General features: G+C 35.6%; 14 protein-coding genes. 12 read left to right on the top strand and 2 right to left on the bottom strand.

Annotated features, from left to right (window positions below; genetic code table 11):
- The first annotated feature begins 3 nt into the window (after positions 1-3).
- The 10 genes from BLP44_RS18490 (at position 4) to nagB (ending at position 20,278) form a co-directional block, all read left to right on the top strand.
- Positions 4-2,754, top strand: coding sequence for a glycoside hydrolase family 78 protein (locus BLP44_RS18490; protein ID WP_091135066.1), 2,751 nt, complete (start codon positions 4-6; stop codon positions 2,752-2,754).
- Between the two features lie 144 nt (positions 2,755-2,898).
- Positions 2,899-4,044 (top strand): sialidase family protein, encoded by a 1,146-nt coding sequence (locus BLP44_RS18485; protein ID WP_091135063.1) that lies wholly within the window; start codon positions 2,899-2,901, stop codon positions 4,042-4,044.
- A 156-nt stretch (positions 4,045-4,200) separates the two neighbouring features.
- Positions 4,201-5,085, top strand: coding sequence for a sugar phosphate isomerase/epimerase family protein (locus BLP44_RS18480; protein ID WP_091135302.1), 885 nt, complete (start codon positions 4,201-4,203; stop codon positions 5,083-5,085).
- Between the two features lie 189 nt (positions 5,086-5,274).
- The gene (locus BLP44_RS18475; protein WP_091135300.1) at positions 5,275-8,004 is read left to right on the top strand and encodes an alpha-d-galacturonidase; all 2,730 of its coding nucleotides are present in this window, start codon (positions 5,275-5,277) and stop codon (positions 8,002-8,004) included.
- A 241-nt stretch (positions 8,005-8,245) separates the two neighbouring features.
- Complete coding sequence (locus BLP44_RS18470) at positions 8,246-11,776, top strand: malectin domain-containing carbohydrate-binding protein (RefSeq protein WP_091135061.1); 3,531 nt, start codon at positions 8,246-8,248, stop codon at positions 11,774-11,776.
- Positions 11,777-12,006: 230 nt separating this feature from the next.
- Positions 12,007-14,424, top strand: a complete 2,418-nt coding sequence (locus BLP44_RS18465; RefSeq protein WP_091135060.1) for a glycoside hydrolase family 2 TIM barrel-domain containing protein — start codon at positions 12,007-12,009, stop codon at positions 14,422-14,424.
- Positions 14,425-14,616: 192 nt separating this feature from the next.
- The gene (locus tag BLP44_RS18460) at positions 14,617-15,174 is read left to right on the top strand and encodes a YdeI/OmpD-associated family protein (protein ID WP_008467441.1); all 558 of its coding nucleotides are present in this window, start codon (positions 14,617-14,619) and stop codon (positions 15,172-15,174) included.
- Between the two features lie 47 nt (positions 15,175-15,221).
- Positions 15,222-15,866, top strand: coding sequence for a Pr6Pr family membrane protein (locus tag BLP44_RS18455; RefSeq protein WP_091135058.1), 645 nt, complete (start codon positions 15,222-15,224; stop codon positions 15,864-15,866).
- Between the two features lie 86 nt (positions 15,867-15,952).
- Complete coding sequence (locus BLP44_RS18450) at positions 15,953-18,046, top strand: alpha-L-fucosidase (RefSeq protein WP_091135055.1); 2,094 nt, start codon at positions 15,953-15,955, stop codon at positions 18,044-18,046.
- Positions 18,047-18,364: 318 nt separating this feature from the next.
- Positions 18,365-20,278 carry a glucosamine-6-phosphate deaminase gene (gene nagB / locus BLP44_RS18445; RefSeq protein WP_008467438.1) on the top strand — a complete coding sequence of 638 codons (1,914 nt, stop codon included), beginning with the start codon at positions 18,365-18,367 and terminating at the stop codon, positions 20,276-20,278.
- 315 nt (positions 20,279-20,593) lie between these two features.
- On the opposite strand, the gene BLP44_RS18440 is transcribed toward nagB, so the two are convergent.
- A complete protein-coding gene (locus BLP44_RS18440) occupies positions 20,594-21,307 on the bottom strand; it encodes a LytR/AlgR family response regulator transcription factor (RefSeq protein ID WP_008467437.1) in 714 nt (237 codons plus the stop codon).
- Between the two features lie 72 nt (positions 21,308-21,379).
- On the bottom strand, positions 21,380-22,438 hold the full coding sequence (locus BLP44_RS18435; protein WP_008467436.1) for a sensor histidine kinase: 1,059 nt from the start codon (positions 22,436-22,438) through the stop codon (positions 21,380-21,382).
- Between the two features lie 130 nt (positions 22,439-22,568).
- On the opposite strand from BLP44_RS18435, the gene BLP44_RS18430 reads away from it, so the two are divergent.
- Positions 22,569-24,809 (top strand): GH92 family glycosyl hydrolase, encoded by a 2,241-nt coding sequence (locus tag BLP44_RS18430; protein WP_091135054.1) that lies wholly within the window; start codon positions 22,569-22,571, stop codon positions 24,807-24,809.
- Positions 24,810-24,831: 22 nt separating this feature from the next.
- Positions 24,832-26,709: a sodium:solute symporter family protein gene (locus BLP44_RS18425; RefSeq protein ID WP_091135052.1), complete on the top strand. Its 1,878-nt coding sequence runs from the start codon at positions 24,832-24,834 to the stop codon at positions 26,707-26,709.
- Positions 26,710-26,821: the final 112 nt, after the last annotated feature.

Below are 26,821 nucleotides of genomic sequence, written 5' to 3'. Positions count from 1 at the left end.
ATCATGAAAAAGTTTTTTTTACATCTTACACTAATCATTTTGCTTTTTACCATTTCGGTGAAAGCCCAAAACAAAATAATTGTAAGTGACTTAAAATGCGAAATGCTGACCAATCCAGAAGGAATTGATGTTTTACAGCCAAGATTAAGCTGGAAAATAAAAGCAGATATTAATGATGTAAAACAAACGGCGTATCAAATTATTGCTTCTTCAAGTTTAGAGAAATTGAATGCTGGAAATGGTGATTTATGGGATAGCGGGAAAGTGCAAAGTGATGCCTCTATAAACGTAATTTACAACGGAAAAAAACTAAAAGACCGACAAGACGTTTACTGGAAAGTAACGGTTTTTACCAATAAAGGTGAAATTCAATCCAAAGAAAATGCTCATTTCAGTATCGGGATTTTGACTTATGCCGACTGGAAATCGACTCGATGGATTGGTTATGAAAAAACTTCAAAGGGAGATAGTATTTCCCAGTATTCGAGATTATCTGCTAGATATTTACGAAAAGAGATCGACTTAAAAAAGAAAGTCAAAAATGCCAAGGTCTATATCATGGGAATGGGCTTGTATGAGCTATACATTAACGGAAATAAAATTGGAGATCAGGTTTTAGCACCAGTTCCTACGGATTATACGAAGAATGTAAAATACAATGTTTTTGATGTGACTTCGCAGTTACAGGAAGGAAAAAATGCGTTAGGAACGATTTTAGGAAACGGACGTTTTTTTACCATGCGTCAGGATTATAAACCGTATAAAATCAAAACTTTTGGTTATCCGAAAATGGCTTTGCAGTTATTTGTAGAATATACGGATGGGAGCAAAGATGTGATTCGCACAGATGATACTTGGAAAATTACAACTGATGGACCAATCCTATCCAACAACGAATACGACGGAGAAGAATACGATGCCGGCAAAGAAATGAAAGGCTGGAATACGATTAATTTTGATGATAAAAAATGGCTTTCGGCAGAATACGTTCAGGAACCAGGCGGATTCTATGAAGGACAGATGTCGGCTAATATGAAAGTGAAGCGTGAAGTAAAACCGATTTCAATAAAACAAACGCCAAAAGGTACTTATATCTTGGATATGGGACAAAATATGGTGGGCTGGCTGCAATTGAAAGTGAAAGGAAATGCGGGAGATAGAATCACGATGAAGTTTGCTGAATCTTTACAACCAGATGGTTCGTTGTACATTGCCAATCTTCGTGATGCCAAAACAACTGATATTTATACTTTAAAAGGCGGAGGGGAAGAAGTTTGGGAACCTCGATTTGTTTTTCACGGATTCAGATTTGTAGAGATTTCAGGATTTAAAAGCAAACCCGCTTTAGAAAATTTTATTGGGAAAGTGGTTTATGATGATATTGCAACAATAGGAACTTTCGATTCTTCAAATCCGATAATGAATCAGATTTTTAAGAATGCTTGGTGGGGAATCAGCGGGAATTATAAAGGAATGCCAATCGATTGCCCGCAGAGAAATGAGCGTCAGCCTTGGTTGGGAGACAGAACAACAGGAGCTTACGGCGAAAGTTTTTTATTTGATAATCAGACTTTATACGCAAAATGGTTAGATGATATAAAATATTCGCAAACTCAGGATGGAGGATTGCCAGATGTAGCACCAGCTTTTTGGCGCTATTATGGTGATAATGTAACCTGGCCAGGAACTTATATCACAGTTGCCGATATGCTGTATCAGCAGTTTGGAGACAAAAAAGTAGTAGAAAAACAATATCCGTCGATGAAAAAATGGATGGATTACATGGAAGAAAATTATTTGGTCGATGATATTATGACCAAAGATAAATACGGCGATTGGTGTGTTCCGCCTGAATCTTTAGAATTAATCCGTTCAAAAGATCCTTCTCGTTTAACTGATGGAGAATTGATTTCAAGCGCGTTTTATTATCAGCTTTTAAATATCATGAGAAAGTTTGCTGTGATTGCCAATGCTCAAAATGATATCAAACATTATGATGAATTAGCTTCAAGAATTAAAAAAGCATTTAATGCCAAATATTTCAATGCATCAAAAAATAATTATGCTAATAATACAGTAACGGCTAATTTACTGCCTTTGACTTTCGGAATGGTTCCGAAGGAATTAGAGCAAAAAGTTTTTGAAAATCTGGTGTACGAAGTGGAAGTAACCAAAAACGGTCATGTCAGCACAGGCGTTATCGGAACACAGTTTTTAATGAGAACGTTGACTAATTTCGGTCGTGGCGATTTAGCTTTCAAATTGGCATCCAACAAAACCTATCCAAGTTGGGGTTATATGGTCGAAAATGGTGCAACTACGATTTGGGAACTTTGGAACGGAAACACGGCAGATCCGGCTATGAATTCGCAAAACCACGTGATGCTTTTGGGTGATTTATTGATTTGGTATTACGAAAATATGGCAGGAATCAAAAGCAATCCTGAAACTCCTGGTTTCAAGCAAATCATCATGAAACCAGATTTCAATGCGGGATTGACTTATGTAAATGCTTCTTACGAATCGGTTTACGGAACAATTAAAAGTGACTGGAAAAAAGATAAAAAAGGTCTGGTTTGGAATATTGCTATTCCAGCCAATACTTCTGCAATTATTTATCTTCCTACAAGCGAAGCTCCGGCTGTTTCTATTAATAAACAAAAGCTGGATAAAACTTCTTATACTTATTCTATAGAAAAAAATCAGATAGCAGTTACACTTTCGTCAGGAAATTTTGCGATTAACGTTAAATAAGCGGCATTTTTAATAATTCGGGACAGTACAGGATACATTGTTAATTTTTCAGTGTTATTTTTACACTTATTAAATATTTTTACCTAAAAAAATGCTAGGTATATATTTATAGCCAGAAAAAATAATTCATAATTTAAATTGATAATGAAGGTAACAAAATTAGCATTTGTCTTGTTTGGACTTTTCCTTTTAGGAAGTTGTAAATCGGCTTTAGAGAAAAAGACTTGGAAAGAAGGAATTTTAGTAGATCAGTTTGTTTACGATAAAGCGCCTTATCCGTCTTGTCATGCGATTACAATCGTCGAAGCTACAAATGGTGATTTAGTTGCTTCTTGGTTTGGAGGAACTCACGAAAGAAATCCTGATGTCTGCATTTATGTTGCCATCAAACCAAAAGGAAGCGATACTTGGAACGAGGGCATAAAAGTTGCCGATGGCGTCATGAAAGACGGACCAAGATTACCAACTTGGAATCCGGTGTTATATCAAATTCCGGGTGGCGATTTAATGTTATTCTACAAAATAGGTCCAAAACCATCAGAATGGTGGGGTGTAATCAGAACTTCATCTGATGGCGGAAAAACTTGGTCTGAGGCGCAAAAAATGCCTGATGGTTTCTTAGGGCCAATCAAAAATAAACCCGTTTTATTAAGCAACGGAACTTTATTGTGTCCGTCAAGTATCGAAGGTGATGGCTGGAGACTTCGTATGGAATCTACTCCAGATTTCGGAAAAACTTGGGTAATGGGCGATACGCTTTCAAGAGGAAAACAAAAAATCAATGCCATTCAGCCAAGTATTTTATTTCATAAAGACGGAAGCATTCAGGCTATCGGAAGAACTAGAAACAGAGCTATTTTTAGCACTTTCTCAAAAGACAACGGAAAAACTTGGTCAAATGTTGAGTTAATCGGACTACCAAATAACAACTCAGGAACTGATGCTGTAACTTTAAAAGACGGAAGACATTTACTAGTTTACAACCACGTTCTTCCTCCAGGAAAAGAAGCTAAAGGGCCACGAACGCCTTTAAACGTTTCGGTTTCAAAAGATGGAATTCACTGGAACGCAGCTTTGGTTTTAGAAGATTCAAAAATCAGCCAATACTCTTATCCATCGATCATTCAGAGTTCAGACGGAATGGTGCATATCGTTTATACTTGGAGAAGAGAAAAGCTGAAGTACGTAAAAGTTGATCCGAGTAAATTAGTGGCGCTTCCAATTAAAAACGGAATCTGGCCAGGCGAAGAAGGAAAAGTGGTGACAGCGGTAAAAGCGGAAGAAGAATAAATGAATTGAACCATTAAGAGATTAAGAAAGTTAAGTTGCTGTGTTTAATATATTTTTAAAGAACATTAAGCTTAACTTTCTTAATCTTCTAATGCAGAAATAATAAAAGTATTTAAGCTTAATTTCCTTAATATCTTAATGGTAAAACCAATTAACATGAAGCTAAATAAAAACTTAATTGTTGCAATACTTGTTCTTGTAGCATCAACATTCAACAGCTGTGCAACGGCTCAGTTTTCGAATAAAAAGCAGAAATATAAAGTGGCGGTTTGCGACTGGATGATTTTAAAAAGACAAAAACTAGGCGCTTTTGGTTTGGCTTCTGAAATAAAAGCGGACGGAATCGAACTGGATATGGGAGGTTTAGGAAATCGCCCGACTTTTGACAGCAAACTAGGCGATCCTGTAGAAAGACAAAAATTCTTAGATAAATCAAAAGAAACTGGAGTTGGAATCAGTTCGATAGCGATGTCTGGATTTTATGCACAATCATTTGCAACAAGAGAAATTACTCCAATGATAACAGATTGTATTCAGGCAATGAAAAACATGAAAGTAAAAGTGGCCTATCTTCCGTTAGGAACACAAACCGATTTGGTTAAAAATCCAGAACTACGTCCAGAAGTGATTAAAAGACTGCAATGGGCAGGAAAAGAAGTGGGGAAAATAGGAGGAGTTATCGCAATTGAAACTTCTTTGAGCGCGACAGACGAGAAAAAACTTTTAGACGAAATCGGTTCAAAATACATTAAAAGCTCTTTCAACTTTGCAAATGCTTTAGACAATAAAAGAGATATTTCTTCAGAATTAAAGATTTTAGGAAAGAAATATTTAGCGCAGATTCACGCTTCCAATACCGATCAATTTTGGTTAGAAAACGATCCTGCGATCGATATGCCAAAAATCAAACAAACTTTGGACGAAATGAAATGGAGCGGATGGCTGATTGTAGAGCGTTCTCGCGACGTGACACAAGTACACAATGTAAAAGCCAATTACGGAGCAAATGTGGCTTATTTGAAGAAGATTTTTCAGAATTAATTTTTTTTAGCCACAGATAAAATGATTAAAATGATTTTTTAATCTGTGGAAATCTTTTATCCCGATAGCTATCGGGAGTGGCAAAAGAATCAATATAAAATCTGCCAAATCTGCTGAATGTGCGAGAGATAATTTTTTCACGCAGATCTAGCAGATTATTTTAGAATGAATACCCAAAAACAGCATACCATGAAATATTTACAATTACTTTTTTTATGTCTTTACGTTTCTTTCGCGACAGCACAAAACATCACAATTGTTAGTGATGCCAATTCGCCTAGAGCAAAATTTGGAGCAGAGAAATTATCAGAAACGCTTACGTCAAAAGGTTTCAGCGTAACGTCTTCTGCTAAATTCAAAAAATCAAAAGATAATGTAATTGTAATAGGAGAAAAAGGAACCGATTTCTGGAAACAGAATGCCAAAAGTGCTAAAATCGACGATAGCAAATTATCGAAGAAAGAAGGTTTTCAGATTCGTACTCAGAACAATGTAATTTATGTTGAAGGAACAGATGCAAGCGGAACATTATATGGCGCATTAGAATTGGCAGACAGAATCAAAAATTCAGGTCAGCTTCCGTCAGAAATCAATATTGAAGACAGTCCGGAAATGGTTTTACGTGGCGCTTGTATCGGAATGCAGAAACCCGTTTATCTTCCAGGTCGCGATGTTTACGAATATCCGTATACACCAGAAACTTTTCCTTGGTTTTATGATAAAGCGCTTTGGATTAAATATTTAGATATGCTGGTAGAAAACCGCATGAATTCTTTGTATTTATGGAATGGACATCCATTTGCTTCATTAGTAAAATTGAAAGAATATCCGTTTGCGGTTGAAGTGAGCGATGAAGATTTCAAAAAGAACGAAGAAATCTATAAATTCTTGACGGTTGAAGCCAACAAACGTGGAATTTGGGTCATTCAGATGTTCTATAACATTCTTGTTTCTAAACCATTTGCAGAGCATTACAATATTAAAACACAAGATCGTTCTAGACCTATTACGCCATTATTGTCAGATTACACCAGAAAATCTATTGCCGCTTTTATCGAAAAATATCCAAATGTGGGTTTAATGGTTTGTTTGGGGGAAGCAATCAATACGGTTGATGACGACGTAGAATGGTTTACCAAAACGATTATTCCAGGTGTTCGCGATGGTTTGCAGGCATTAGGAAAAACAGAAGAACCTCCGATTATTTTACGCTCTCATGATACAGACGGACCTTTGGTAATGGAAAAATCGCTGCCATTATACAAGAATCTCTATACTGAAAGTAAATATACGGGTGAATCTTTAACGACTTACACTCCAGGCGGACCTTGGGGAGAAACGCACAAACAATTGAGCGCTCTAAAATCGATCCATATTGAGAATGTTCACATTTTAGCCAATTTGGAACCTTTCAGATACGGTTCGCCCGACTTCATTCAGAAAACGGTAAAAGCCATGCACAACATTCATGGAGCAAATGCACTGCATTTATATCCACAGGCATCCTATTGGGACTGGCCTTATTCAGCAGATAAAACAAAATCAGGCGAACGTTTATTAGAAATGGATCGCGACTGGATTTGGTATAAAGCTTGGGCAAGATATGCTTGGGACAGCAAAAGAGATAGAAACGAAGAAATTCAGTTTTGGGATAAAGACTTAGCGAAGAAATTCGGAACAAGTCAAGAAGCTGCCAATAACATTTTAAAAGCTTATGAAGAAACAGGAGAAATTGCTCCAAAAACACTTAGACGTTTCGGAATCACAGAAGGAAACAGACAGACTTTATTGCTAGGAATGTTCGAAAGCCAATTGGTGAATCCGTCAAAATGGAGAGTGTATCCTGGATTCCACGAATCTTGCGGGCCTGCGGGAGAATTGCTTTTGGAATATGCTAAAAAAGAATGGAACAAAGAACCGCATTCTGGCGAACTACCAACGCAGATTATTGCTGAAATTACAGAGCACGGAAGACTGGCTGTTGAAGCCATTGATAAAGCCGAAGCAAGTGTTACGAAAGACAAAGAAGAATTTGCACGTCTTAAAAATGATATTCATGCTTATAAAGCGTTTGCCGATTTCTTCTCAGAAAAAGTAAAAGCGGCATTATTGGTTTTAAGATACAGTTATTCCAACGATATTGCGGATTTAGATAAAGCTTTGCCTCATTTAGAAAAAAGCATCGAGTACTATGAATTACTGGTAAACTTGACAAAAGATACGTATTACTATGCCAACAGTATGCAGACTGCTCAACGCCGAATCCCAATTGGAGGAGACGACGGAAACAACAAAACGTGGGCTGAATTATTACCGCACTACGAACGAGAATTGGCTAATTTCAAGAGAAATTTAGAAAAGCTAAAAGCATCAAAAGATGGTAAAATTGAAACCAAAGAAGGAAAACCTTGGAAAACTGCTGATGTAACTTTTATCGACGAAAAACCGGGAAGTTATTTAGTAAAAACAGGAACAAAAGTATATGGAACAGATATTTCTGAATTAACGAAAATTGCTCCAGAGCTTCAAAATTTAAGAGGATGTTCGTTTGTAGAAAATGAGCAAAACGAAAAAGGAACGCATTTGAAGTTTAGAAATACAAAAGCTGTTAAATTAGTGGTGGGCTATTTCAATTCAGATCAAAAGAGATTTTTATTACCGCCGAGTTTGGAAACTGATGCTGCAGGAAATGCTCATGGCCAAGCCGAAGTTATTCTAGCAAGTGCCATGAATTTAAAAGAGCTTCCAAGAGTAAATATTCATACGTATACTTTCCAGCCAGGCGAGAATAAATTAGATTTAGGAAAAGGAAAGGTATTGATTTTAGGTTTTATCGACGCAGATCAAACCATAACACCACGTGATGTAGGCTATATCGATGCAGGAGAAAAAGCAGCTATTGACTGGTTGTTTTATTAAAGACAATGTTAAACCTAACAGGTTTTTAAAACCTATCAGGTTTATTCAGGAAGTATAAGCACAACTTGTCATCCCGAGAAACGAGGGATCTCTGCAAGAAGCTCGACAACAGTTTGTCGAAATTTCCTATGCGGAGCTACTTGCGGAGATTTCTCCTCATGTCGAATGACAAAAAAAGCGAGACAACTTCGTAGAAATAAAAACTTAAATTACCTTATATATCTTATATGGTTTAGAAAATATGAATAAAATAGTTTTTTTTATTTTTTGTTTTTTCTCAAGTTTTTGCTCTGTTTGGAGTCAGAGCAAAGATTCGGGGAAGTTTCGTAAAGAAATTTCGCTGAATTCATCTTGGGAGACCGTAATACTGGATAATCTTCCGCTGAAAGAAGAAGATTTTGTAGAAAATCCAAAAACTGGTTCCAATTGGCAAAAGGTTAGTGTGCCTCACAATTGGGATCAGTATTATGGTTTCAGAAGAACAAAACATGGAAATTTGCACGGTACTGCTTGGTACAAAAAAACATTAAAACTCGACAAAACTGCTGCTGGAAAAAGACTTTTTTTGTTTTTTGAAGGCGTTAGTTCTTACGGAACAGTTTGGGTAAACGGCAAAAAAGTGGGCGAGCACAAAGGTGGGCGAACCACTTTTACGCTTGATATTACCAAAGCTGTTTCTTTAGAAAAAGAAAATCAGATTCTGGTAAAAGCATCGCATCCTTCCTTTATTGCCGATTTGCCTTGGGTTTGCGGAGGCTGTTCGGGTGAATGGGGATTTTCAGAAGGTTCTCAGCCAATGGGAATTTTTAGGCCAGTCACTTTGGTCATTACAAACAATGTTAGAATTGAGCCTTTTGGCATTCATATTTGGAATGATAAATCGGTTTCAAAACAAAAAGCAATTCTTCATACAACTACAGAAGTCAAGAATTACAGTACTTCAGGCCGAAATTTGACTATCGAAAATATTCTTTTGGATGCTTCGGGAAAGAAAGTTGCTATTGCAAAAAGCGATAACAAAATCATTTCGGGAGAAACAAAAGAAATAGCACAGACACTTCCTGAGATTCAGAATCCGAAATTATGGTCACCATTCAGTCCGTATTTGTATAAATTGGTTACTTCGGTTTATGAAAACGGAAAGATAATCGATCAGTTGACAACTTCTTATGGAATCCGTTGGGTGAGCTGGCCAGTAAGTCGTGATGGAAAAGACAATCGTTTTTTCATTAATGACGAGCCTGTTTTTATAAACGGAGTTTGCGAATATGAACATTTGATTGGAAAAAGCCATTCGTTTTCAGATGAAATGATTCATTCCAGAATCGAACAAATCAAAGCGGGCGGATTTAATGCTTTTAGAGAAGCACACCAGCCTCATAATTTATTATATCAAAAAGAATTAGACGAAAACGGAATCTTATTCTGGAGTCAGTTTTCAGCACATATTTGGTACGATACGCCTGAGTTTAAAGAAAACTTTAAAACCTTATTGCGAGAATGGATTAAAGAACGCAGAAATAGTCCATCTGTCGTAATGTGGGGATTACAGAACGAAAGTACAATTCCAAAGGAATTTGCGGAAGAATGCACACAGATAATTCGTGAAATGGATCCGTTATCAGCTTCACAAAGAATTGTAACCACTTGTAACGGTGGAGAAGGAACCGATTGGAATGTCGTTCAAAATTGGTCAGGAACGTATGGCGGAGATCCTCTAAAATATCATTTGGAAATGACCACTCAATTGCTAAATGGTGAATACGGAGCATGGCGTTCTGCCGATTTGCATACAGAAGGCGAATTCGACCAAAAAGGAATTTTAAGCGAAAACCGTTTTTCTCAGCTAATGGAAATCAAAGTGCGAGAAGCTGAATCAGTTCGAGATAAAATTGCTGGTCAGTTCAACTGGCTTTTTGCTTCGCACGAAAATCCGGGACGTGTACAAAACGGAGAAGGTTTTAGAGATATTGATAAAGTTGGACCCGTAAATTACAAAGGGCTTTTTACGATTTGGGGCGAGCCTTTGGATGCGTTTTACATGTATCGAGCGAATTATGTTTCCAACAAAACGAATCCGATGGTTTATATCGTTTCGCATACTTGGCCAAGCCGTTGGGAAAAACCGGGAATCAAAAACGGAATCGATATTTACTCGAATTGCGACGAAGTAGAATTGTTCAACGATGTGAATAAAGTTTCACTTGGAAAACTTAAAAATCCAGGGATTGGACAGCATTTTCAATTTAATAATGTCAATGTTCAGTACAATGTTTTATATGCGGTTGGATATGTAAACGGAAAAGCTGTTGCAAAAGATTATATTGTTTTGAATAATCTGCCTAAAGCGCCAAATTTAGAATCTCTGGTTGCTGATAAAAATGATATTTTAAAACCCAATAAAAGTTACAATTATCTTTACCGAGTAAACTGTGGCGGCTCTGAATTGAGAGATAGTTCTGGAAATGTTTGGTCAGCAGATAGACACAAAAGCGGACAAAATACCTGGGGTTCGCTATCATGGACCGATAATTTTGAAAAATTGCCAGACTTTTTTGCAAGCCAAAGAAAAACTTTTGACCCAATAAATGGAACAAAAGATCAGGAATTATTTCAAAGTTTTAGATACGGAGTTGATAAACTGCGTTACGAATTTCCTGCGCCTGACGGAGAATATTTAGTAGAATTATACTTTACAGAGCCGTGGTACGGAACTGGTGGCGGAATGGGCTGCAAAGGCTGGCGTTTGTTTGATGTAGCAATCAACAATAATGTAGTTTTAAAAGATTTTGATATTTGGGCAGAAGTTGGACACGACAATGCCTTGAAGAAAACATTCGTTGTAAAAAGCGTTAACGGAAAAATTGTGATTTCGTTTCCAAATGTAAAAGCTTCACAAGTGATAATTTCTGCGATTGCTATTGCTACGAAAGATAAAAATGTTAAACCTGTTAAACCTGTTACAGAATCTCCAAGCAATATTCAAAATGTGAGTTTAGATGCTAAAGATTTTAAAATTGCGTCTTGGTTAGATATTAATTCGAAGCAATATGCTGATTCAGAAGTGAGTTTTACCGAATTGCCTGCAGAAGTTTTTGGCGCGGATTATTTACAGTTTTCAGTTAATTCAAAAAATAAAGGTTCATTTACTGCAAAAGAAGAATCGACGATTTATGTTTTAGTTGACGATAAATCGCAAACATTAAACGGGCTTTCGGATTATACAAAAATTGAAGAAAAAGCGAAAAACAGCAACGGAATTTCATTTGATGTTTTTACTAAAAAAGTAAATAAAGGCGAGAAGGTTCTTTTTTATAATGGAGAAACAATCTCTACCATTGTGGTCGTTCCAACTTACGATATGGGCGAGAAAGACGATTCAAGACCTGTCGTAATCATCGAAGCTGAAAAGACAAAAACGACCGGAGACGGAATCGAAAAAGGAAATTTCAAAAAAGCTGATTATGTCGAATTCACAAAAAAGACCAATAATAGCATCGAGTTTGAAGTAAAACCTGGCGTGGCAGGAATCTATTTAATGCGTTTCCGTTTTATGAATCGGAATGAAGTGCCGATGAAAGTGAAATTCAAAATGGAAGATGCCTACGGAATTTTAATGCGAAATGATACTATTGAATTTTTCCCTTCGCCTGAAAAATGGAAGATTTTGAATACAACATCAGGAGGTTATATCAATGCGGGAACTTATAAAATTACTTTAGAAGGAGATGATTTGAAAGGATTGATGTTGGATAATTTTGAGTTTCAATAACTGGTTATTTGCCACGAAGGCGCAAAGACGCAAAGGTTTTTATTGTAGAGACGCACTACAGTGCGTCTAAACTCCACTTGTCCATCCAGTTTGTCATTTCGAGGAACGAGAAATCACACTCGGGATTCTACAAAGATTGGAAATAACTGTACGGAGTTTCTAGTGTGATTTCTCCCTTCGGTCGAAATGACAAAACGATGAAAAATACGATTAGAATAAAAAACATATTTATGATAAAACATAAAAACATATTTCAAAAAATTACAATTGCCTTATTGTTTTCGGTATCCATTTTTGGACAAAAACAAGCCAGAATTATCGAAGACTTCAACAAAAACTGGAACTTCAAATTAGGGGATTATCCAGAAGCCATAAATGCAAATTTCAATACTTCCGATTGGAGAACGCTTCAATTACCGCACGATTGGAGTATTGAAGGCACTTTTGACAAGGAAGCTAAAACCAAACAAGCACAAGGTTTTTTGCCGGCAGGAAAAGGTTGGTATCGTAAAACTTTTACTATTCCGGCGAGTTGGAAAAGCAAAACGATTTCTATTGAATTTGACGGTGTTTTTAAGAATAGTGAAGTATTCATAAATGGTAAATCATTGGGAGTTCGCCCAAATGGATATATTTCTTTTGGCTATGATTTGTCTCCGTATTTAAATTATGGACAAGCCAATACTATAGCTGTCAAAGTTGATAATGATGCTCAACCAAACTCAAGATGGTATACAGGTTCTGGAATTTATAGAAATGTGCGTTTAGTTGCGAGTGAAAAACTGCATGTAGGGAAGTGGGGAACTTTTGTAACTACTCCAGAAGTTTCAGCCGAAAAATCAAAAATACATTTAGAAGTTACCATTGATAATGATAATGTTGCTACAAAAGAATTTAAATTGGTTACTTCGATTGTGAATGCAGAAAATAAAGAAGTTGCTAATTTTACTTCAACAGAAAAAATCGGAGCTAAAACATCAGAAAAAAAGATACATAATCTAGAAGTAAAACAGCCAAAATTATGGAGTCCAGAAAATCCGTATTTGTATAAAGTCATTACAAAAATCTACGAAAAATCGAAGCTGGTTGACAATTATGAGACGCCGCTTGGATTTAGATTTTTTAATTTCGACTCAGAAAAAGGATTTTCATTAAATGGAGTTCCAACCAAAATATTAGGAGTTTGTCTGCACCATGATAACGGTGCTTTGGGGGCTGTAGAGAATATTCATGCCGTTAGAAGAAAACTGACTTTGATGAAAGAAATGGGAGCTAATGCCATTAGAATGTCTCATAATCCGCATTCTTTGGAAATGATGCAATTATGCGACGAAATGGGATTTATTGTTCAGGATGAAGCTTTTGACGTTTGGAAAAAGAAAAAAGTAACGAACGATTACCATAAAGATTGGGATGCTTGGCATAAACAAGATTTGGAAGATTTTATCAAAAGAGACCGTAATCATCCGTCGGTTATGATGTGGAGTATTGGGAACGAAATCAGAGAACAATTTGATTCGACTGGAATTGCAATTACTAGAGAATTGGCTAAAATCGTAAAATCATTGGACACAACCCGTCCTGTAACTTCGGCTTTGACAGAGAATGTAATTGAGAAAAACTTTATTTATCAATCTGGAGCTTTAGATCTTTTAGGTTTCAATTACAAACATGAAGATTACAAAGATTTCCCAACGAAATTTAAAGGACAAAAAATCTTGGCTTCAGAAAGTGTTTCGGCTCTAGAAACTCGAGGGCATTACGACCAATCGGATTTTATAAAAGCTTGGCCTACCAAACATGGTGCTCCATTTGATGGAAATGCAGATTGGACGGTTTCGGCGTACGATCAGGTGAAATCATATTGGGGCGCAACGCACGAAGAAAACTGGAAGACGATTAAAAGTCAGGATTTTATGGCGGGAACGTTTATTTGGACGGGGTTTGATTACATTGGCGAACCAGATCCATATCCATATCCTGCGAGAAGTTCTTACTTCGGAATTGTAGATTTAGCCGGACTTCCAAAAGATGTGTATTATATGTACCAAAGCGAATGGTCGAACAAAACCGTTCTGCATATTTTACCGCATTGGAACTGGACAAAAGATCAGGAAATCAACGTTTGGGTGTATTACAATAATGCCGATGAAGTAGAATTATTTTTAAATGGAAAATCGCTTGGCAAAAAATCAAAACAAAATGATGATCTGCATATTTCATGGAAAGTGAAGTTTGAGCCTGGGACATTAAAGGCCGTTTCTAGAAAGAACGGAAAGGTAGTTTTAGAAAAAGAAATCCACACTGCTGGAGAAGCTTCTAAAATTGATTTAAAAGCAGAAAAAAATTCAATTAAAAATGATACTTACGATTTGGTTTATGTAACTGTTTCAATGTTAGATAAAGATGGAAATCTGGTTCCAAATGCTATGGATTTAATCAATTTTGAAGTAACAGGCGGAGGAAAATTGGTTGGAGTTGATAATGGTTATCAGGCCAATTTAGAGTCGTTTAAAGCGAATTCTTGTAAATTGTTTAATGGGAAATGTGTTGTGATTATTCAATCTAATGGGAAGAAGGAGAATATTCAGTTGAAAGCAAAAACTGCTGGATTAGAGGCTTCAACCATCAAAGTTAAAGTGAATTAAACTCGCATCCCGATAGCTATCGGGAGCGGAGGCGCAAAGAATTTTAAACCATAAAGTTATATAAGTCAATTAAGTCAAAATTTAAAATAGCTTACATAACTATATGGTTTATTTTTTTTATTAAACTTTGCGTCCTAACTCTCTATAGCTATCGGGATTACGAGATTCTTTATACATTTATAAAAAAATAAAATGACACCAATCTTCTTTCCAAATAAATCAGAATTTAGAAAATGGCTTGAGAAAAACCATCAGAAAGAAAAAGAGCTTTTGGTTGGTTTTTATAAAGTGACAAGTGGAAAACCTTCTATGACTTGGTCGGAATCTGTAGATCAGGCGCTTTGTTTTGGCTGGATTGATGGTGTTCGCAAATCTATTGACAAGGATAGTTATACAATTCGTTTTACCCCGAGAAAATCCTCCAGTATTTGGAGTGCGATTAATATCCAAAAAATGGAAGATCTGACTAAAGCGGGTTTGATGACTGATGCAGGTTTGAAAGCTTTTAGTTTTAGAACTGAAAATAAATCCAAAATCTATTCTCACGAAAAAGAACCCGTTCCACTTTTGGAATCATATGAGGAGGAATTTAAAAGCAACAAAATTGCATGGGAGTTTTTTGAGAAACAAGCTCCTTCATACAAGAAAGTGATGATTCATTGGATTATGAGTGCCAAACAAGAAAAAACACAACTGTCAAGACTTGAAAAAACTATTTTGGAAAGCGAAAAACAAAAAAGGGTCATGTAAATCTTTAGAATAAAATTGCTTACCTTAGTAAGCTGACTTTGAATAATATGGAAAAAGAAAATACCACAACAATTAAAGGGGAAATTTTGCTGGGTATTATTTTTGCCCTCGAATTGTACGCCTTGCCCATGCAGTTTTATTTATTGTTACAAGGTGATGGATTTACCTTTTTTAGCGCTGCAGTCCGCTTTTTTAGTTTCTTTACCATTACAACAAATTGTATAGTTTTCATTTGCACTGCCATGCTGCTGTTTGGCGGAAAAAACGCTATGAATGCTTTTTTTCGAAAATGTACAACCATTACTGCAATCACAGTTTATATTTTGATTGTTGGAATCGTGTTTAATCTCCTTCTGCGCTCCATTGTTGATTTACAAGGGCACCATAGTATAGTTAGTGAAATCTTTCATGTTGTTGTTCCCATTTTATTTTTCTTTTATTGGCTTTTTTTCGTTAGCCCAGAAAAAATATCATTTAAAACCATTTGGTTTTGGCTTTTATACCCTATTATTTACATGATTTATACCGTATTTCATGGTTTTATATCCAACTTTTATCCTTATCCTTTTATTGATGTAACAAAATTAGGATTACAAACTGCGCTTACAAATGGGGTTTTTGTTCTAATTGCTTTTGCGGTTTTGTCTGTTATTTTAATTTCAATTTCTAAAATTAGAACCAAAACGGTTTAAAAATTGCTGTTGGTCGAAATTCTAAACGATGGATTTCAATTTATACTACATTTATGCTGTATAGACTATTTTAAAGCAAATCAGCAATGAAAAAAATATTCCTTTCCTTATGTCTTTTTGGTGTAATTTCTAATGCTTCAAGTCAGGAATTTGCCAATGCGCCAAAGCCTTTTGGACCAGTTCCGACGCAAAAACAAATCGATTGGCAGGAAATGGAATTTTACGCTTTTGTACATTTCTCATTAAATACATTTACCAATAAAGAATGGGGTTATGGAGATGAATCGCCAGAACTTTTTAATCCGTCACAATTAGATGTGCGTCAGTGGGCGCGCGTGGTGAAAGAGGCTGGAATGAAAGGGATTATTTTGGTTGCCAAACATCACGATGGATTTTGCCTTTGGCCTTCATCTTATACAGAGCGTTCTGTAAAGAACTCGCCTTGGGAAAACGGAAAAGGTGATTTAGTAAAAGAACTGGCTGCTGCTTGCAAAGAATACGATTTAAAACTAGGATTATATCTCTCGCCTTGGGATAGAAATCATCCACAATACGGAAAACCTGAATATATTACCTATTTCAGAAATCAGTTGAAAGAATTATTGACCAATTACGGAGATGTTTTCGAAATGTGGTTTGATGGCGCAAATGGTGGCGATGGCTATTATGGGGGCGCAAACGAAACTAGAAAAATCAATACACTTACGTATTATAATTGGGATGAAACGTACAAATTAATTTACGATATCGCACCAAAAACTTTAGTTTGGGGAGTTGGACCGTCTGAAGCAAGATGGATTGGAAACGAAGAAGGACGTGCAGGAAAAACCAATTGGTCGTTACTTCGTCAGAAAGATGAATTGGCAGGAAAAGTACATTATACAGAGTTTATGTCTGGTCACGAAGATGGCGAAAAATGGGTTCCGGGAGAAGCCGATGTTTCTATCAGACCAGGATGGTTTTATCATTCAGTAGAGAATGATAAAGTGCGTTCGCTTGACGAAATGGTAGATATTTATTACGAATCGATTGGACGAAATGCGACTTTGTTGTTAAATCTTCCAGTGGATAGACGTGGTTTGGTTCATGAAAATGATGAAGCAAGATTAAAAGAACTCGTTGCTACAATCAAAGCCGATTTCAAAACAGAATTATTGGCAGGAACTCAGGTTCAGGCTTCAAACATTCGTGGAAACGATCCTAATTTTGGTCCGCAAAATGTTATCGACGGAAATAAAAATACCTACTGGGCAACAGACGATAAAGTAAAACAGGCCACAGTTGAATTTACTTTTAAAAAACCAACGACAATCAATAGAGTTTTACTCCAAGAATATATTAAATTGGGTCAGCGTGTAAAAGCATTTTCTATTGAAGCAAAAGTGGACGGAAAATGGGAAACTATTGCTAACGAAACTACAATTGGTTACAAAAGAATTTTGCGTTTGAATCGAGTTACGGCTTCAGCACTTAGGGTCAATGTTTTAGATGCTAAAGCGGGATTTGTAATCAGTACAGTTGAGGCTTACAATGCACCGACTTTTGTAAAAGAACCGCAGATTTTTAGAGATAAAAATGGTTTGGTTACTATTAAATCGGAAGAAGGAAATGCGATCTATTACACTTTGGATGGAAAAGTGCCTACTGAAAAAAGTACTTTGTATAAAGCGCCATTCATATATAATAAGGAAGTAGAAATTAAAGCTATTTCAAGAAATACGAAAGAGAAAATAAACAGTGGCATAAAGTCGGCAAAATATGGAGTTTCTAAAGAAAAATGGAAAGTAACTTCGGTTTCGAGTGGTGACAGCAAATCTGTAGAACGAATAATTGATGGAAATCCAGACACAGATTGGGGATTTGGAAATGATGAAAACAAGCTGCCGCAAACTGTTGTTATAGATATGGGAGAATTGATTAGTATTAAAGGTTTTACTTATACGCCGCAACAGGTTGGTAACAATTTAAATTTGATTTCAAATTATGAATTGTACACAAGTGTAGACAGTTTTTATTGGGACAAACAATCAGAAGGAGAATTTTCGAATATCAAACATAATCCAATTGAACAAGTTAAAAGTTTTGCTGCGGTTAAAGCAAGATTTTTGAAATTTGTCGCTACAGCTGCGGTAGGAAAATCGCAAACAGTTTCGATCGCTGAAATTGGTGTTGTGGAATAAAAATCTTTTTTTGTTTTAAAAGATCAATTGAAATATTTATAGAATTGCGATAAAGCAAATTAAAAAAGCTCTAGTGGAGCGACATACAATAAGATTGAAGAAAAGTATATCGTTCTATTGGAGCTTTGATTTTGTAGTCGTTGATGATTTTTTATAAATATTAAGCTTATCCGAAGCTTATAAAAAAAGAGTTGCTTTTTTGAACCTGCCTTATTTTGTTTTCTGACGAAGTTTAGCCGCTATTAGTCGAATTTTTACTACGAGAGGATAATTTAATTCTACTTTTATCTTGTGTTAATTAAAACAGCAAACGCGAGCATGATTAAAGAAGATATAGGTTTTAGAGAAGCAGGAAAATTTGAAGAAACTCGTTTTGAGAAAATTCATAACGTTATTTTCGAATCGTCTCAGGAAGCTTCTTTATTGGTTGCTCGTGAAATTGCTAATTTAATTCAGAGAAAAAGTGAGCTGAACGAACCTTGCGTTTTAGGTTTGGCTACTGGATCTTCTCCTATCAAAGTTTACGAAGAACTGGTTAGAATGCACAAAGAGGAAGGACTTAGTTTTGCTGGTGTCGTGACCTTCAATTTGGACGAATATTATCCTATGGATAAAAATGATATTCAGAGTTATTATCATTTTATGCATGAACATCTATTTAATCATGTCAATATTCATCCAGAAAACATCAATATTCCAGACGGGCAGGTGAGTGCCGAGGAATTGCAGCAATATTGTATTGATTATGAGATGAAAATTATTTCTTACGGAGGATTAGATTTTCAGCTTTTAGGAATAGGAAGAACGGGACATATTGGGTTTAATGAACCTGGTTCTCACGTAAACTCAGGAACCAGAAGCATTACATTAGATCATATCACAAGAGTTGATGCGGCCGCTTCTTTTTTAGGAATAGATAATGTTCCTAGAAAAGCCATTACAATGGGAATTGGAACCGTAAGAAATGCAAAACGAATTGTTTTACTGGGTTGGGGAATTAGTAAAGCAGGAATTATAAAAAAAACAATCGAAGGAGAAATTTCTTCGCAAGTACCGGCTACGTATTTACAAGAGCATCACAACACAACATTTGTTCTAGATACAGAAGCTTCGTCTGAATTGACAAGAGTTAAAACGCCTTGGCTAGTAAAGTCTTGTGTTTGGACAGATGAATTAAAACTAAAAGCGGTGGCTTGGTTAAGTGAGTTGACTAAAAAGCCGTTTTTGAAACTGACCGATAAAGATTATAACGACAATGGGATGTCAAGTCTTTTAACGGAAGAAGGAACTGCATACGATTTGAACATTAAGATGTTTAATAAAATGCAGCAAACGATTACGGGATGGCCAGGCGGGAAACCAAATGCTGATGATACGTATAGACCAGAACGTTCTGTGCCAGAAAAGAAAAGAGTAATCATTTTCAGTCCGCATCCTGATGACGATGTGATTTCGATGGGAGGAACTTTTGACCGTTTGATAGAGCAGGGACATGAAGTTCATGTCGCATATCAAACCTCTGGAAATATTGCCGTTTCTAATGAAGAAGCGTTGAAATTTGCTGAAATTTCGAAAGCATTGCATCCAGATTCTAGAATGTCTGATAAAATAATCGAATTTCTTCAGAATAGAACTGGAAATGAGATTGATTCATTAGAAGTAAGAAAATTAAAAGGATTAATTAGAAGAAGTGAATCTTTCGGAGCAACTCGCTATTTAGGTTTGCCAGATTCGAATGTACACTTTTTAGATCTTCCGTTTTACGAAACGGGAACGGTTAAAAAGAATAATCTTTCAGATGCAGATATCGATATTATGTGTGATATTATAGAAAGAATAAAACCGCATCAAATTTATGCCGCAGGAGATTTAGCAGATCCGCACGGAACTCATAAAGTGTGTTTAGACAGTTTGTTTGAAGCTTTGAAAAGATTAAAACACAAAGACTTTATGAACGATTGCTGGGTTTGGCTTTATAGAGGAGCTTGGCATGAATGGGAATCATACCAAATTGACATGGCAGTACCAATGAGTCCTGATCAGGTTTTAAAGAAACGACATGCTATTTTTTATCACCAGTCTCAAAAAGATGGCGTTATGTTTCAAGGTGATGACAGCAGAGAGTTTTGGGTGCGAGTTGAAGACAGAAACAGATTGACTGCAGAAAAATACCACAGCTTAGGATTAGCAGATTATTCGGCTATTGAGGCGTTTAAACGTTATCATTTCTAAGTGCTTTTTGCAGCAATGAAGATAATAGACTATTTCATGGTTTATTTTGGTTAGTTACCTATAATTGAGAGAAAATGCGGTCGTGGTTGGCCGCATTTTCGTTTTTTTACCGCGAAGTTTTTTTTACCGCAAAGAGCGCAAAGAATACGCAAAGTTCGCTAAGATATTTATTCAAGTGTATATATTTTGAGAATAAAAAAGTTCGCAAAGCTTAATCATTAAGCTTTGCGAACTTTTTTATTTTCTCTTTTAAATTAAGAAAAAAAAACTTTGCGAACTTTGCGTAAAATCTTTGTGTGCTTTGCAGTTAAACCTTTAGATAGAAGAGTTTAGGATTTTTTGTTTTACTTCGTCTATGTAAGATCTTCCTATAACATATCTTAACCCTTCAATTTCGATGCTGTTTCCTTCTACAGCGTCAATTTTATCAATGGCAATGGTGTATGATCTGTGTATTCTTATAAAATCTCTTTCGGGAAGTAAACTTGTAAAATCTGATAAAGTGCTGTGTATGATAAACTTTCCTGAAGTAGTGCTTATTTTTAAGTAATCTTTTAGGCTTTCGATAACTAATATTTCGTTCAAGAAAATCTTCTTCATTTTTTTCTTGTCGATTTTCACAAAAATAAAAGGATTCTCTTTGCTGTTTTCTTGCGGAATTTTACTGGTATTGTTAAGGCGTTTGTTGATTTTGTTTACCGCTTTCATCAAACGTGGAAATTCAATTGGTTTAACCAAATAGTCCAAAACATCAAGCTCATAAGTTTCAATTGCAAATTGGTCGTAGGCACTTGTGATAATAAGCAAAGGAGGGTTTTCTAGACTTTTAATGAAATTAATACCGTCTAAAACAGGCATATTTATGTCCAGAAAAATTACATCTATAGTATTGTTTTTTAAGAAATTTAATCCTTCAATAGAATTACTGAAAGTGTTTACTAATTCTAAATCCTCAATCTGTTCAATATAATTTTTAATAACGTTTATTGCCAATGGCTCATCATCGATAATTAAACACTTTATTTTCATTTCTAAATAGTATTTTAGGCCGATATTTGGTTTTTTGTAGGTATAGTTTTCTAAACCGATAAAAGCTGGGGCTTAAGTGACTTTTATAACTAGTTTAACGACAAAAATATTCTTTTTATTTTTAAATGAAAGCTTATAGTCATTTTTATTATATCCTAATTCAAGTCTTTTTTTTACGTTTTCGATACCTATGCCACTTGCCTTGTTAAAATTATCTTTATGTACGGTAAATTCGGGCATTGGGTTTGAAACACTGAAATATAAAAAATCGCCTTTTACCTTAAACCTGATATCAATGAGAACGTTGCCAGTGTTTTTGTTTACTCCATGTTTGAAGGCATTTTCGACGAAAGTCAAAAGTAAAACGGGAGAGATTTCTTTGTCGTGTATATCTCCCGAAATGGACATATCAACTTCTAAACGTTCTCCGTTTCTAATTCTTTCCAAATCCAGATAATTCTGAATGCACATAATCTCATTTTCTAAAGTCTGCTTTTTGCCTTTTGTTTCATAAAGCATATAGCGCATTAGCTCAGAAAGTTTTAAAACTATTTTAGGCGTTTTATTTGATTTTTCTACCGAAAGAGAATAAATATTATTTAAGGTATTGAAGAAAAAGTGTGGAGAAATCTGTGATTTCAAAAACAATAATTCGGTTTCCAACTGTGATTTCTCAAGATCGGTTACACGTCTTTGTTCTTTTAAGAAATCCAAAGTGATTTTAATTGCTGTCACAAAAGTCATTACATACAATTCGCCCATCATCATATCGATAGTATAATTGAGCGTTAGCGTGTTAATGGTTTGCGGACCTTCAGGCCAGACATCGTGTGTGATCAGTAAATATGTTAGATTAAATTTTAGGACGACCATCACAAAAATTGCCGACAATACAGTTACTATATATAGGAAGTATTTTTTTTTGTAAACCAAATGAGGCATCAAAACCAAAATATTCAAATAACACAATGCCATGTGAATAGGAAAACCAAGCAAAGTAGTTTTTAAAGAATAAACATAATCGTTAAAATAACTTCCCCATCGGAATGTGTTAAACACAAAATACGTCAGCCAAAAGTAAACATGATAGCGTATAGGTAAACTATAAGGTTTGTTGGAGTTGAAAATCATAATCGTAGAAAAAAATGTCGTTTGTTACTATTTTTTGATGTTTAGGGCTGTTTAAATGTCGTCCGTCTAAAAATATTTTGGTAAAAATTGAATTTATCTAAATTTAAAGTTAAATTAATATTGTTTTGATATGAGGAAAATTACTCTGCTTTCTTTAACGGTAATTTTTACTGCAAGTTGCAAAATAAATGTAGATAAAAATACGCATCACAAAAGTTTTGCAGCAAATTATGTAGATCCTTTTATAGGTACTGGAGGCCACGGACACACATATCCAGGTGCGACAGTTCCTTTTGGGATGCTGCAAGTGAGTCCAGATAATGGAATTTCTAGCTGGGACTGGTGTTCAGGCTATCATTATTCTGACTCAATAGTTTCTGGATTTAGTCATTTACACTTAAGCGGAACAGGAATCGGTGATTTGGCAGATATTTTATTTATGCCGACAAACAAAAAATTAGATTTAACCGCCAAAGCCGCTTCACGCGATTTCCTTCCGTATAAATCAAAATACAATCATGTACACGAAAAAGCAGTACCGGGTTATTACCAGGTTTTTCTTGAAGATCCTAAAATCAATGTAGAACTAACTTCTACGCAAAGAACCGCATACCATAAATATACCTATAATAATAACGACACACAATCTGTTGTTGTCGATTTAGGTTTTGCCATTAACTGGGATAAAGCGGTAAAAACTTCTGTTAAAATTGAAGATGCCAATACTATCAGTGGTTATCGCTACAGTACAGGCTGGGCAAAAAATCAAAAGGTGTTTTTTGTCGCCAAATTTTCGAAACCTATTACAGAATCTATTATCACTGCTGATAGAAAAGTAGTTTCTGGTCAAAACGCTGAAGGCGAAAATACCGCTTTACAGTTGTTCTTCGATTCTAAAAACTCTAAAGAATTAGGCATAAAAGTGGCACTTTCTTCTGTAAGTGTTGAAAATGCAAAAGGTAATTTAGATGCTGAAGGCCATAGCTTTGAAAAAGCAAAATCGGATGCAGCTTCAGATTGGAACAAAGCTTTAAGCAAAATTACAGTTGAAACTCCTGTTGATTCTTTGAAAACTATTTTCTACACCGCTTTATATCATGCACAAGTTGCACCTGTAACGTACAGCGATAAAAACGGTCAGTTTAGAAGAGAAGATGATAAAATTATTACAGCGAAAGATTATACAGCATATTCTACATTATCACTTTGGGACACATTTAGAGCGGAAAATCCATTGTTGACGATATTAGAACCAACGAAAGTTTCAGATTTGATTAACTCGATGTTAGCGTATTATGGAACTAAAAAAATACTTCCGGTTTGGACCTTATATGCTAATGAAACCAACACAATGACAGGATATCATTCGATTCCAGTTATTGCAGATGCTTATTTAAAAGGCATTAAAGGTTTTGATGCTGAAAAAGCTTTTGAGGCGATGAAAGCAACGATGATGCAAGATGAACGCGGATTGAATTTTTATAAAAAATACGGATACATTCCGTACAACTTATTAGACGAATCAGTTACGATTACTTTAGAATATGCTTACGATGATTGGTGTGTAGCTCAAATGGCGAAAGCATTAGGCAAAACTGCTGATTATGAGTTTTTCTCAAAACGTTCAAAAGCTTACGAATATTTATTTGATGCGAAATCTGGTTTCATGAGAGGAAAATCGGAAGATGGAAAATCTTGGAACGAACCTTTCGACCCAAAACATTCCAACCACAGAGAACATACCGATTACACTGAAGGAAATGCTTGGCAGCACAGCTGGTTTGTGCCTCATAATGTGGATGATTTTATTAAGCTTCACGGAGGAAATGCCACTTTCACAAAACGCTTAGAACAATTATTCACGGAGAGTTCTGAAATTACAGGAAATAATGTTTCGGCCGATATTTCTGGTTTGATCGGACAATACGCGCACGGAAACGAACCAAGCCATCATATTGCTTATATGTTTAACCACGCGGGACAGCCTTGGAGAACACAATATTGGGTGCGTCATATTTTGGATACTCAATATAATACAACAGCTAATGGTCTAAGCGGAAACGAAGACTGCGGCCAAATGTCGGCTTGGTATGTATTTAGTTCAATGGGATTATATCCAATGAATCCAGCTTCTGGCGAATATGAAATTGGAAGTCCGATTTTCGAAAAATCAACTTTAAATCTTCCAAACGGAAAAACTTTTGTAATCGAAGCAGAGAATGTTTCAGACAAAAATTTCTACATCCAATCGGCTACTTTAAACGGAAAAGCATTTAATAAAACAGCCATTTCTCACCAAGAAATATTAAATGGCGGTGTGCTTCATTTTGTAATGGGAGCACAGCCAAACCAAAACTGGGGTCTAAACTAACTAATTCAAAATAAATAATTTAATGAACATAATAGACGTATCAATCATTTTAATCTATATCGTACTCTCGGTCGGTATTGGAATCTGGATTTCAAGAAAAGCATCAAAAGGTCTTGACGATTATTTCCTTGGCGGGAAATCAATCAAATGGTATTTTTTAGGATTGAGCAATGGCTCAGGAATGTTTGATGTTTCAGGTACTTCCTGGATGATTGGAGTTTTGTTTTTATATGGTGTAAAAAGTTTCATGTTTATGTGGCTTTGGCCAATATGGAATCAGATTTTTGTCATGATGTTCCTTGCTATTTGGATTAGACGATCAAAAGTAATGACGGGCTCTGAATGGATTTTAACTCGTTTTGGAAGCGACAAAGCAGGAAAAGCTTCCCATATTATTGTAGCGATTTTTGCAATCATTTCTACAATCGGCTTCATTGCTTATTTCTTCGTCGGAATAGGAAAATTTGTAACGATCATTCTTCCTTGGGATTTAACTGTTCACATGAATGGTGGAGTTTTCTTAACGTCTGAGCAGGCTTATGCATTGTTAATCATTTTCTTAACGACAATTTATACGGTTAAAGGCGGAATGTTTTCTGTTGTTGCAACAGAGGTTGTGCAATATTTAATTATGATTGTTGCTGGAGTTTTAATCGCTGGTTATGCATTCATTAATTATACTGATATTCAGATCAATTCGGTTATTACGCCAGAATGGAAGAATGTTTTCTTCGGATGGGAATTTGAAACACAGTGGAGCGATAAATTCGAAACATTCAACAGATTAATTGATACAGAAGGTTATAAAATGTTCGGTGCTTTCATCGGAATGACTTTATTCAAAGGTTTCTTTGCGAGTGTGGCTGGACCAACTCCAAGTTACGATTTACAGCGTGTTCTTTCTACAAAATCGGTAAAAGAAGCGGCTTATATGAGTGGTTTTACCAACTTGATTTTATTCATTCCTAGATATTTATTAATCACGGGAATCGTGGTAATCGCTTTAGTAAATTTAGCGCCAGAATTAAATGCAAATGTTAACCTAACAGGAGCAGATTTAGAATTGTTGATGCCAAAAGTGGTAAATCTTTATATCCCAGTTGGAATTAAAGGAATTCTTTTAGCAGGATTATTGGCAGCGTTCATGTCTGGATTCTCGGCTTTCGTAAATGCAGGACCAGCTTATATTGTAAACGATATTTATAAAAAATACTTCAAACCAGTTGCTTCAAATAAACATTATATCAAAGTAAGTCAGATTTCTTCTTTCTTAGTGGTTGGACTTGGAGTTTTCATGGGATTCTTTGCAGATTCTATCAACTCATTAACACTTTGGATTACAAGTGCTTTGTACGGCGGTTACGTTGCAGCCAACTTCCTAAAATGGATTTGGTGGCGTTTTAACGGATGGGGTTATTTCTGGGGAATGGTCGGCGGATTAATTGCAGCTTCTCTTCAGTTTATTTTAGATCAAAATAAAGCAAATTTAACAGCTGGAACATTCTTGCATGATCTTTCGCAAGTACCATCGATTTACTTGTTCCCATTAATTTTCGGAATGTCAATTTTAGGCTGTCTTTTAGGAACTTATCTAAGCAAACCAACCGATATGGAAGTCCTAAAATCTTTCTACAGCAATGTAAGACCGTGGGGATTCTGGAATCCAGTTTACAAACAATTAAAAGCGGAAGATCAATCTTTCCAAAAAAATAATGATTTCTATTTAGATATGATGAATTGTGTAATTGGTATTATCTGGCAGTCAAGCATGATTCTGCTTCCGATTTACTTTATCATCAGAGATTATCCGAAAGCGTTAGTGGCTTTAGCGGTATTCTTAGTGACGACTACGGTATTGAAGTTTACTTGGCTGGATCGAGTTAGGAAGATTGAAGAGTAGAGACTTTGTAGATGCAAGATTAAAGAAACAAGATTTTAAAAATTTAAACACATAGAAACATAGATTTTTTGACTTTGAAAAGAGTGTAGAAAGAAAATAGTTTCTCAAAGAT

It is taken from the genome of Flavobacterium anhuiense (genome assembly GCF_900101855.1).
Lineage (GTDB): Bacteria > Bacteroidota > Bacteroidia > Flavobacteriales > Flavobacteriaceae > Flavobacterium > Flavobacterium anhuiense.
The sequence above is the reverse complement of the archived record's forward strand: the minus strand, read 5'-3'. Positions and strand labels throughout refer to the sequence as shown.